Below are 11,757 nucleotides of genomic sequence, written 5' to 3' on the forward strand. Positions count from 1 at the left end.
TTGACAGCGACAGATAAAGCACAGCACAGAATAAGATTTTCAACATCAGGTTTAAGTAAAATCGTTAATGAGTTTATTGCTTTGCTTCTTCTTTTGACAAAGAGGCAGGAATGTGTTGAAAACGTTGTATGCCCTTTATTAATCATTTATAATAAACCTGAAAAGACATGATAATCATAAAGTTTATCGCATTCAATTTCAAAGGCGAGTGCTTGTCGGTTACCTGGCTGGGGCGGAATTCAAAATGATCACAGCTGGTCAGTGCCAAGGAATATCAACAGGGGAGACCTTATTATCAAACCACCAGTAAGGCAGATCAGAAAGTGGAACAGCAATTTCATGTTTGTTGATGGCTAGTAGTTGATGAGTCGTAATTTGATCCTTCTGATTTCCTTTATGAACCGATATCGATTTGCATTGTTGACCGGCTGTTCAAGAACTGCATGCAGTTTATGCAGGCTGTCTGAGGGAAGATAATCTTTAACAGCAACGGACCTGGCTAGTACATCCTGATACTGCCAGACCTGTAACAGATCCAGAAACGTATTATGGGCTTCATCGTATTTTCTTTGGTTGTATTGTTTATATACAAGATCCAGATACTTATGAATCAGAATATGATTTTTTTCAAATCTGCTTTGCCAGCGGTCTGGTTCAGCCGTTTTATTTTGTTGGTTTTGTCTTTGGCAGATCATAAGAAAAAGGGTAATAATCATTAAGATAGATATAGCATTCCTTACCCTTCTCATTGTGACAAGATCCATAACTGCTTCAATAAAATTTTAAATTGTACCTTTCAACAGATCGTATCAGAGCGCGAGTCCTACTCCGATGTTTGTCCGTAAACCGAAAGAGGTATCCCTGCTTTTTAACTGATCTTTAAAATTGTAAGACGTGTTCAGATCCAGATACCCGCGACGGAATACCCGGAGCTGAAATCCCAGAAGTGGACCCGTTTGAATAATGTTGGTTTCACTTTTCAAGTCCTTACCTTCTATTTCACTATGCTTGCCTTTGTAATAGTTAAATTCGGTATGCAGCCCGGCATACCAGCCTGACAACCCGTTTCCACCTTTGCCATTGAGCCGCTGACGTTTCTGTAAAAAGTAATACCGTGGCTGAACCGAGAAGATCACGATCTTTTCCCTGGAATAAACAAGAGCATATTTGAATATTCGATCCGGGTATTGAGAATATAGGATCTTATGGTCATACCGGAGGTAATTAAAGCCATTGTTCATGGCCGCATCCAGTTGCACATTGATCGTCCAGGGCGAGGTTCTGATCTTTCGCTCGAAGGCTGCCCCGGTCCTGATTCTGTTGAGGTAATAACCCACTGTAAGCTCGGGCAACCTGATTTTCCATTGCTGTCCCTGAAATTCGTCACAGAGCAAAACGTCACAAAAAGGGGCAGTAGCAGATTTTTTCCAGTCTCCGATGGCAAAGCCAAAGCTGGCCTGTGTTGAAAACTGTAAACCATCCGGTACGAACCCGTAGGAGTAATCAGCTACGGATTTAAATACTGCAAATGAAAAATCCATAAAGCCATGGTTTAAAAACCGCCTTTGAAACCCAAATTTCAGTCCCGCCCTAGGGTCATCCTCAAACGTTCCGGGAAGGTTATAGAAGAGGGCAACATAGTTCCCACTGAAGTTATTGGCGCTTTTCCCGTTTTTGATCCTTTTGCGCATGTTGACAAACCACCTCAGCTGCGCATCCATCACTGTGTTTTGCAAAGACTCTTTAATCGGGGTTTGTACCCCGTACAAGGGGAAATGGCCAGATAATGCCAGTGAAAAGGCCGGAAGGAACTTAAACTCGTAACCCAGGTGAAGCGATAAGTTGTTCAGGGTCTTGTCATCGGTCAAAGGGTAGGGGACCGCCTGATAGTACTGCGACAATCCAAGCTTGACGATATGCCGCGTGGGTACCTTGGTCATAAACACATTTTCATACCGGTCGATAAAGCGTTGGCGTGTTAAGGTATCCGGCTCTTCACTGAATGTAACTTCTGTACTATCCTGACTATACGCAGCAGATAAACCAAGCAAAAGATAAAAGAACAAAATGTATTTTCCCATGTAGGCCGGTCTGTTATTTGATGGTCAGTTTACCAAACTCTGTATTGATCTGCACGCTGGCAAGCTGGTCATTCAGGAAGATGGCGGAACACTTTCATGAATGCATTCTGCAACATATCCCTGGCATTCTCAAGATCACCTGTGATCCGGAAAGCCAGGGTATACATTGCTTTTTTGTACCGGTCATATAGTGTCCGCTGCGCGATCCTGTCCTGTAACAGGCAACCTGAAATCAACTCCGCCTCCGTGGTCATAAGGTACTTATTAGGTCTGTCAGGATAAAGAGGCAATGAACTGCTGCAATGGTTGTATGACGATAAAATATATTTTTACTTTTACCTGTTTTTGCATTTGATAAATTGGAAGTAGAATCTATAATCCGGCATCGTCAAACTTTTTTCAATATCTTACCGCAAAAACAATAATGCTTCTTAAAGGCTTTTTGTGGTAAATAGAACACCTGATTCGTATGGCCAGTCGAAGGTGTAACTGATTCCTTTTCGTTCGAAAGAACCGTTGTATGTTTTTCCTTTGAAGGTAATCTGAATACTTCCCTTACTGCCTTTTGTTAGAAAAGTGGTGCTGTTTTGTGCTTTCTTCTCGCCGGGAGAACAGTACGTGCCGGTAAATACCTTTTCAAAACCAAATTCGTAGTTGCTGCCATTTTGCAGGGTATTCATGATCAGTCGGTTGTTTGTGCAGTCATAATCTCTTTTGGTAACAAACGTCAATTGCAGGATCTCGGCCGTATCCGCATCGGCAACAGGGGTTACAAATAGTTCATCGTCACTAAAAAAGGACTGCTCGTAGATTTTGGGTTCTTCAACACGAAAAGGCGCTACTTCTACATCAATGTAAGTGGTATCCAGGCTCATGCTGTCGATTGCAAACACGCGGTGCTTACCTTCTTTCTGAAAATACACATCAGCACTGCTGCCATGATTGTGAATGTTGGCGAAAGGCGTTACGCGCCACATAACATCCGGACTGATGCCATTGACAAGCGTGAACAAGGCAGGGCTACGTTGGCTGATACCTTTGATGGTGTCCGTTGTAATGTATCGCGTCTGATCATCAATGGCGCCGGTGTAATTGTTTATCCCGGATTTTTCAGGATTACGGGTGTCAATACTTGTTCTTTCACATGCTACCAACTGCATAAACAACAGGATGATGCATACGGATACGAACTTTTCTGTTTTCATGACAAAATGAATTTGAGGTTGATTAATAGACAGAAAGCCTGTCAATGAAATAAACTACATGATAGTGTTCCAGGGTTGGGCAGGAAAGAAAAAAAATGTTATGATGAGCAGATCAGCGTGTTCGCAACTATTTTCTGCATTGTCCTGAAGGTGCATTGAAATGACTTGCAGAGTTAATGAGTGAAATTTTTTTTCGTTACGACCCAACCTGCACCAAGTGAATTGTAGTTTACTTTATTGAAAGGGTAAAACTGCCGGGCATTCGTTTACATCGGTCAGAAATGTAAATCCGGATGTATTATGGAAGGCCAGTTCAGCGGTAACAATTCTTGATGCATGATCGTTGATTTATATACGTTTTTGAAGGGACTGGCTTGTACCGGATGATGGCGACCATTTTTAAGAATAAACGATACAAAGATTGATTCAAACGAAAAGACGCACTTTGCAAATTTGAATGGAATTATCGGAGCAAGGTGATTTTTACAACAAAAAAGGTACCGGCAGCTTAATAGAGTCATTACGGTTATGGCCGGACTAAAACCGGTTGATACCGCATCTCAACGATTTGGAAAACATAGAACAAATATTAACCGGTTGCAAACGCGGCGAGCGACTGAGCCAGGAGAAATTGTACAAGCAATTATATCCGGTCCTGTTCTCTTTATGCAAGAATTTTTTTGATGAAAAGCATGATGTGCTTACCGCCGTCAACAATGGAATGCTCCGGGTTTTTCAGAATATCGGCCACTTCGATCCGTCCAAAGGAGAATTCTTCAACTGGGCCTATACCATTGTGCGGAATGCTGCGCTAACCATGCTGCGCGATCGTAAAACGCAGGGATTTGATTATGTGGAAATCAACGAGGCAATGGGATTTGAGTCGCGTGAAAACCCTCTGGATGTCCTTCATGCCGGCGACATACAGGTTTACCTGATGCAATTGCCTGTTGCAACCAGACGCATATGCGGATTGTATTACCTGGACGGTTTTTCGGTAAGAGAAATTTCAGAAGCGCTCGACATCCGTGACGGTACCGTCAAATGGCATTTGAGCGAAAGCAGAAGCAGGTTGAAATCCATCATTGAAAAGGCACTTCGTTAGACATTGTGAAAAAAAGGAACAAAAATATTGACAAGTACAGGCATGAGCGGCTTTCTGATCCGGAAATTCCGGCTGATGAAGCATGGGCACAAATGGAAAAATTGCTGGGCCCTTCAGTTACCCCTGTTGAAGATCCGGGAATGATTAAGAACCTTTTTGCTTACAAATGGATACTTGTCTTCATCAGTGCCGTGACAATCACTTTCACGATCGTTTTTATTAGAACCATCTATCAGCCTTTAAAAGAAAAAAGCTTGGATTTGAAAAATAATCTGAATACGAAAAGTGTCCCGGTTATCAAGCCTAACAAGAATATTGAAAAGATCGATGATGCTGCAAAGCCGATAAAATCAGCCAGTCCGGAAGAGACGCCGCGAAAAACATCTGAATCCAGTTCTTTCAATGAAAACAGGATGAAAACGGTTGTACGTACATCTGACAAAGTTGAGCGCAGAACAACAGGAGTAAGGTCGAAAATAATAGATAAATCTAGCCGGCAGGAAGACTCATCCCTTTCAGAAGTAGATCCGGCTGCCAGAAGGTTAAGTTCTAAAACCCAGGATGCTTCCTACTCAACTGCCTCAACAACTCGTTCCGGATCCATGCAACGCGCCGGTGTGTTGAAAGGTACCAAGTTGCAAGATAATAACCGGCAATTGGTTAACAGGAATAAAAGCAGGGAATCTGTTATCCCTGAAAGCAAAAGCAGATATAGAAGGGCAGAAGAATTCTTTGTCGGTCCGTCAACGGCTGAATCAGGTAAAAACGCAGGTGCTGGAAGTAAGATTTCCACGGTTTCTCTTCTGGTACCGATCACGAAAATCCAGAAGTCGTATCGACCCCTGCATTCCAGGACCATACCAGAAATTAACCGGCATTCAGTAAGCGCTCCTGCTCATAAACCAGGCAGTAGCATACAGTTCGGGCCGGAGTGGGGTTTAAACAGTTCATTGAAGAATACAGACTATCTTTTTGCAGGAAAAGACAGCGTAAGCAAACCTGCATTATTGCTTATTCCCGGGATATTTATTGCCAAAAGCTGGCAGCAACATAAAGTATCATTCACCTTTTCTCCTTACCAGTCTTACTTCGGAAATGGCAGAATGGTAGTGCATGCTGCTGATTCGACGCTTGTTGATGATTCTCTGAAGATTTACAATAAGTTTTACAACAACAAGAGGCTTATTAAAGTATCCGGGCTGAATTTCAGTTTGTATTACCATTATCAGGCTACAAAGGTTTTGGCACTGAGTGCGGGTGCATCATACAGTTTTTTCACAAATGCATTGGTAAGAAAGGAATATGAAAGCGATGCAGGTATCCTGGTTCCCGGTGCAATAGCCGGTTTGAACAAACCGGCCGGACTATCGAAAAACATCAATCCACAACTTGTTGCTTTAAAGACCGGCGTTCTTCTTACACCCGGACATTTTCAGGTTGGTCTGAATATAATTGTTCCGGTCAGCAACATATCGCGCGATAATCGTAAGCCGTTAAAACCTTTAAACGGACAATTATTCATACGGTTCAACATGCATTGAAGAAGCTTTGTAAGGAAAAAGCGATATGCTGGGCAGTATACAATTGTAAGGAACAACAGTAATTCAGGAAGCAGGCAAAGTAAAATTGTCACACTTGTTTAACAACATGCTTATTACCAGAACAAAATAGCTGATTAAATGTTTGGAAGGCATTATTATGAAATGCATTCCAAATCATACTTACATATGTAACCCTTCCTGTATTATACTTCAAGGTGAAATGACGGAGCATTGTCAGAAGCTGTCAACCTGGTTTCAGTAGCATACGAAAATCTAAAAACGGTGAATCGGCAAAAAAACTTCAAAACTGGACCCGATGCCTTTCTGACTTCTTGCAGATATAAAGCCGGAGTGATTTTCAACAATCCGTTTGCATATGGCAAGCCCTATTCCAGTACCCGCAAACTCTTTTTGTGGATGCAGCCGCTGAAAAATAGTGAAAATACGATCAGTAAGCTGCTGGTCAAAGCCAATTCCATTATCAGTAATGGTGATCCTGGCGTATGGTAGCTGTGGTTTTAGAGGTAAATCGGTTTGTTCATCTGCTTCAACAAGTTTGTAAAGGATTTTGATTTCAGGCTTTTCAATCGAGAATTTGAGTGCATTACCCAGCAGATTGTTAAAAAGCTGGCTCATTTGAAGCGGAATGGCTTGAACCACCGGCAGAACATCGGACAGGATGGTCGCCTGTTTCTCTTCAATCAGGTAATCAAAATCTTCTTTAACCTGTTTCAGTATTTCATTCAGATCGACCGTTTCCGTAGTTGCGCCTGTACTGATTATCCCTGCAAAACTGAGCAAATCCTGAATCAATTGGGACATTCTTGCCGCCGATGCAGTAATCCGGTTCAAATAATTAAGGATTGATTCGTCCGCATCGGCCATTTTAATCTGCACCATTTTGGAAAAAATCTGAATCTTGCGAAGCGGTTCCTGCAAGTCGTGACTGGTTACGTAGGCAAACTGTTCAAGTTCCTGATTGCTGTTCACCAGCCGCTCATTGATCATTTTCAACTCAGCAGTACGTTCCATTACCCGGCTCTCAAGGATTTCTTCCAGCATTTTCTGATCATGAATGTCGGTGCTGGCACCCATCCAGCCTTCTATGTTGCCGGAGGCATCCCGCTGTACGGTACTCCGGCTTAAATGCCACCGGTACACTCCGTCGTATCTGCGGAAACGGTGTTCAAGGGTAAAATCTTCATTTGATTCGGTTGCATGCTGCCAGGCATTGCGGGTTTCCTCCTGGTCGCCCGGATGTACAAACAATGTAAATCCATTGTCAAGAATTTCTTCTTTTGTCAGTCCGACGTATTTATAAATATAATCATTATAAAAATTTTGCTTATCCGAATTGTTAATACGCCAGATCATCTGAGGCATGGTATTGGCCAGAATCCGGAATCTTTGCTCGCTTTCCCGCACCAGTTCCAAAGCTGTAATCAGTTCGGTTACATCATTAGCCACCAACATGACGCCTGTAATAACACCTGTAATATCGCGAAGTGGTTCTACAACCAGGTTGACAAACAGCTTGCTTATTTTTCCCTCCCGTAGGGTTTCCAAAGGCCAGTCATTCAGCATCTGCCGTTCCCCGATTTCAAATACCTGTGTGGCGATCCGTTCCAGTCCGTTGTCATCATTTTTTTCAAATGCCTGCGCAAGCGACAGCCCGATCACCTGACTGCCCGACTTCCCCCAGTATCGGAGCATCATCATGTTTGCCACTTCAATGATCAGCTGCGGTCCTCTGAATATGCCGATTGCTACCGGTGCCTGCTGAAATATAGTCCGCAGTTCTGTTTCAGTTTTCTTGGTAACCTGGTTAATCCTGACTACCGAATTGATCTTTGAAAGCAGTTCCTTGGCTGAAAACGGTTTGACCAGATAATCATCTGCACCCCAATTTAATCCTTCCATCCGGGATTCTTCACCAGCTCTGGCCGACAGAAGAATGACAGGTATGCGGCTGCCGGGCCGTTGCCGCAATTGATAAAGCAGCTGCTGGCCGTTCATACCCGGCATCATCACATCACTGACAATCAGATCAGGCTCTGCCTGCGCGATCTTGTCAAGGGCATCCAGTCCGTTTACGGCAAGTTCTACACTGAAATAAGGCGATAGCAGTTTTTCCAGGTACAACCGCATGTCTGTATTATCATCTGCAATAAGCACGCGGAAATGCTGTTGCATCTTCACATTTTGATCCTGCTGCGGATTTTCTTTTTGGCTTAACACAGTCTGTAAGTGCCCGGCCTGGTCCCGGTCCAGCAAACTCATTGCTTCACGGATGAAAGTCTGTTGCTGCGAGAAAGTGGCCGGCTGGGTGGCAGGCACAATAATCTGCTCCTGCGGCAGATGTTCCATGCCAAGCGGTATGCGTACTGTAAAGGTGCTTCCTTTTCCGTAAACACTGGCAACGCTGATAGCTCCATGATGCAGGTTTACCAGTTCGGCCACAAGCGAAAGCCCGATTCCTGTGCCTTCGTGCGTTCTGCCTGCCGAGTTTTCAATTCGGTGAAACCGCTCGAACATATGCGGAAGCTCGGCCTGCTGAATGCCTACGCCCGTATCGGTCACTTGCAGGACAGCAAATCCGGCTTCATTTGTAAGCCTTACTGTAATGGTTCCTTTCAGCGTATATTTGAATGCATTGGAGAGCAGGTTAAGTACAATTTTTTCCCACATGTCCCTGTCAACATACACCGGGATGTCTTCCTGCTCAATAGAAAGGATGAGCTCCATGCCCGCACTCTCAATAACGGAACGGAAGTTGGAAGCCAGGTCGGCAGTCAGCGGACCCAGCTGCACTTGCTGGAACGAAGCCTTTACCCGGCCTGCTTCCAGACGGCTGAAATCAAGCAGATTATTGACCAGTTTCAACAACCGCTGTATATTTCTGTACATCAGGTCCCTGTTTTCCAGGCTGAGTATTCCGCTGTGCCCGGGCTGCTCCATCATTTGCTGCAAAGGACCAAGAATAAGGGTCAGCGGTGTACGGAATTCATGACTTATGTTACTGAAAAAAGCTGTTTTGGCCTGATCAATCTCAGCAAGTTGCTGGGCACGTCTTTGCTGCTGCTGATAAGCATCCACGTTGGAGAAAGCAGTAGAAACCGTATTGGCAAACAGTTCAAAGAAATTTCTGTATTCTTTGTCCAGTGAGCGGGCGGAACTGACGCCAACAACGAGATAGCAGTTTGGACGGCTGCTTCCGGTTATGACAACAGGAAAGATCAGCGCCGTATGTGGCGACAACTCGAAGGGGCCGCTCTGAAATGCTCCGAAACGCTCAGCCAGGCCGCTTACCTCCGCAGGCTCATTGTTCTCTCCGCCTGATGCCGTGAACGGCCAGCCTGTGCCTTCATCATCCGGTTTAATGGCAGAAAAATCAAGTATGCTGTCGTTGATTCCGGAAGAAGTTTTCAGAGTGGCCAGGCGGGTATGATCATCTACTTCGTATACCTGCAAAAACGGCACATCCAAGTCAAACATGGGCTGTACTTCTCTAAGTTTCTCGTAAATCGCATCCGTCGTTTTGGCATGGCCGGTCTGGATGGCCAGATCACGGAGTACCTGGGTACGGCGGGAGCTCAGGATCTGATCAGTTGTTTCGGTAATCGGGTGAAAAATGCCCCCTACATTTCCGGATTCATCCCGAATGGGCGCAAACGAAAAGGTCATGAACGCTTCTTCCAGATAGCCATTTCTGTCAAGCAGCATTTGCTGGTCTTTGATGTATGTACCCGTTCCCGCAAGTCCGCGGTCAAATGCATCGCCTACAACAGGCAAAGCAGTTTCCCAGCAAATCTTGAAGTTCTGACCCATAGACTGCGGGTGTTTGGCGCCGCAGATAGGCCTGTAACTGTCATTATAGATCTGAATCAGCTCAGGTCCCCAGGCAATCAGAATAGGAAAAGTGGAAGAAAGGCACAGGCTTACACTGGTTTTTAGACTTTGAGGCCATTGGTTTGTTGGACCCAAGGCTGTATTTGACCAATCCATTGAACGGATAAGCGCTCCCATTTGCCCTCCGCCTGACAGGAATTGTTCCTCATTCATTACATCCTGCATGATAATACGGTGATTTGTAGGTTTTGCAATGAAGACATCCCGCGCAGTAAAAAGATGAATTCAGATTGCTGGTTACAGAATAAAGCGCAGGAACAGCAAAGAAGATACCTTAATGTGATCGTCTGAAGATGTTGAACATGCTATCGGATAGTAAACTTACACCTATTTTCTTTTGCACCCGCGATCTGATCAGTAAATGAGCCATGAAAAATGGTGCAGTTGTCTTCTGATGTATATTCTTTGTACCGGCTGTTTGTTTAATCCGGCAGCTCATCATTACTGGTTGGTGCTACTTTTGGTTGAGCATTCATCCGGTGCCTGTACCGGCTTGATGTTTCGAAAGGCAAGTCGCCGGGCACACATGATAGTTGCCCATGCATGCAGGGAAACGGGTTGAACGGAAGCACATCAATCGGTATTTGTTGCGCTCCGGGCTATAAGCCTGCCGAGCAGCCATGACCAGCCTGCCAACCGGCAAATAAGGACTTTGATCCAGTGACCATTCAGTCGAGCCATCTTCTGCCGGCATGGCGGCAAGGTTTGTGCAGTGCTGCACCCGTAGCTCGTACTATATAAATCCGTAGCATCAGTCCTGCTTGGCCAGTATCCTTGTGACTTTGGTAAACCCGATAACTTCGCCGGAATCATTATGGATGGCTGTGATCAGGATGCTTCCCCAAAACCTTGAACCATCTTTCCGCAATCGCCATCCTTCATTCTTTGCAGCACCGGTCAATACGGCCTGCCGGATCAGACTTTCCGGCACTTTATCAAGTAAGTCCTGCGGTGTGTAAAACACGCTGAAATTCTTGCCGATGATTTCATTGGCCTTATAGCCTTTCAGGATTTCGGCCCCTTTGTTCCAGTTTTCCACATTTCCTTCACTATCCAGCAGTAAAATGGCATAATCTTCGATTTCTTCCACCATCCTGCTGAAACGAAGGGCCTTGATATCCTTTTCAGCCAGAGACTCCTTGACGATCTCATGTATTCTCTGGTCGAGTGTACGGGTAGCTTCACTGATCATGTGCAGCCATTCATCATTGACTTGCTGATAGCCTTCCTTTATCAGATTGACCAGCGCCATGATCGATGTCAGCGGCTGCCGGATATTATGGGACTGAATGTAGGCTATCTTTATCAAAGAATCATTTTTTGCCTTGATATCCTGCATCTGTTTTTGGAGCAATGCCGTGCTTTGTTCCAGCTCCATCAGAAACACCACCTGTCTTGCAAGGACTGCCAGCGTACTTTTCTGAATTTCGTCCAGGTTACCCGGCCTGACATCAAACAGGCAGAGGGTACCCAGTTTTAATCCATTGCCAAGTACCAGCGGCGCTCCGGCATAAAAGCGTACATGCGGATCTTGTTGCACCAGGTCATTGTCATCGAACCGGGGGTCTTGTACCGTATCTGGAATAATGGTTATTTCGTCTTTTTCAATGGCATACTGGCAGAAGGAAGTCCTGCGGGGCATGACCTGGTAATTCACCCCTGATCTAACCTTGATCCAGTTTTCATTTTCGTCCAGCAGGGTGATCAGCGCCACAGGCTTGTTGCACAGGCTGGAAGCCAGATCCACAATATCCTGAAACTCGCTTCGCTTATCAAAATCAATTTCTAAAAACCCATGAACTGCTTCTAACCTTTTTACTTCATTATGATCCCCAGCAATCTCTGCTTCCCGGTACTGACTCATAAACTATCAAATTACTATTATTGGAAAGCGAATTAATTAACTTTCTTGGAAA

Annotated in this window: 7 protein-coding genes; 2 read left to right on the top strand and 5 right to left on the bottom strand. The window is 44.7% G+C overall.

The genetic code is table 11. The features are described from left to right. Window positions 1-809 precede the first annotated feature (809 nt). The 3 genes from FEM55_RS02555 to FEM55_RS02565 form a co-directional block, all read right to left on the bottom strand. Complete coding sequence (locus FEM55_RS02555; RefSeq protein ID WP_138279742.1) at window positions 810-2,081, bottom strand: hypothetical protein; 1,272 nt, start codon at window positions 2,079-2,081, stop codon at window positions 810-812. Between the two features lie 68 nt (window positions 2,082-2,149). Continuing rightward, window positions 2,150-2,335: an RNA polymerase sigma factor gene (locus FEM55_RS02560; protein WP_138279743.1), complete on the bottom strand. Its 186-nt coding sequence runs from the start codon at window positions 2,333-2,335 to the stop codon at window positions 2,150-2,152. A gap of 177 nt (window positions 2,336-2,512) precedes the next feature. Next, entirely contained in the window at window positions 2,513-3,286 is a 774-nt protein-coding gene (locus FEM55_RS02565) for a hypothetical protein (RefSeq protein ID WP_138279744.1), read from the bottom strand. 568 nt (window positions 3,287-3,854) lie between these two features. Between FEM55_RS02565 and FEM55_RS02570 the strand changes: the two genes are divergently transcribed. Both FEM55_RS02570 and FEM55_RS02575 read left to right on the top strand, forming a co-directional pair. Further along, on the top strand, window positions 3,855-4,391 hold the full coding sequence (locus tag FEM55_RS02570) for an RNA polymerase sigma factor (RefSeq protein ID WP_138279745.1): 537 nt from the start codon (window positions 3,855-3,857) through the stop codon (window positions 4,389-4,391). A 5-nt stretch (window positions 4,392-4,396) separates the two neighbouring features. Next, a complete protein-coding gene (locus tag FEM55_RS02575) occupies window positions 4,397-5,932 on the top strand; it encodes a hypothetical protein (protein WP_138279746.1) in 1,536 nt (511 codons plus the stop codon). 273 nt (window positions 5,933-6,205) lie between these two features. On the opposite strand, the gene FEM55_RS02580 is transcribed toward FEM55_RS02575, so the two are convergent. Then, entirely contained in the window at window positions 6,206-9,994 is a 3,789-nt protein-coding gene (locus tag FEM55_RS02580) for an ATP-binding protein (protein WP_171036445.1), read from the bottom strand. Window positions 9,995-10,592: 598 nt separating this feature from the next. Next, window positions 10,593-11,705 (bottom strand): GAF and PAS domain-containing protein, encoded by a 1,113-nt coding sequence (locus FEM55_RS02585; protein WP_138279748.1) that lies wholly within the window; start codon window positions 11,703-11,705, stop codon window positions 10,593-10,595. Between the last annotated feature and the right edge of the window lie 52 nt (window positions 11,706-11,757).

This window comes from Dyadobacter sediminis (genome assembly GCF_005860765.1).
Taxonomy (GTDB): domain Bacteria; phylum Bacteroidota; class Bacteroidia; order Cytophagales; family Spirosomataceae; genus Dyadobacter; species Dyadobacter sediminis.

Excerpts from the sequence above, each read along its gene's own strand:
- FEM55_RS02555 (WP_138279742.1), bottom strand. The coding sequence starts at position 2,081 with ATGGGAAAATACATTTTGTTCTTTTATCTTTTGCTTGGTTTATCTGCT.
- FEM55_RS02560 (WP_138279743.1), bottom strand. The coding sequence starts at position 2,335 with ATGACCACGGAGGCGGAGTTGATTTCAGGTTGCCTGTTACAGGACAGG.
- FEM55_RS02565 (WP_138279744.1), bottom strand. The coding sequence starts at position 3,286 with ATGAAAACAGAAAAGTTCGTATCCGTATGCATCATCCTGTTGTTTATG.
- FEM55_RS02580 (WP_171036445.1), bottom strand. The coding sequence starts at position 9,994 with ATGAATGAGGAACAATTCCTGTCAGGCGGAGGGCAAATGGGAGCGCTT.
- FEM55_RS02585 (WP_138279748.1), bottom strand. The coding sequence starts at position 11,705 with ATGAGTCAGTACCGGGAAGCAGAGATTGCTGGGGATCATAATGAAGTA.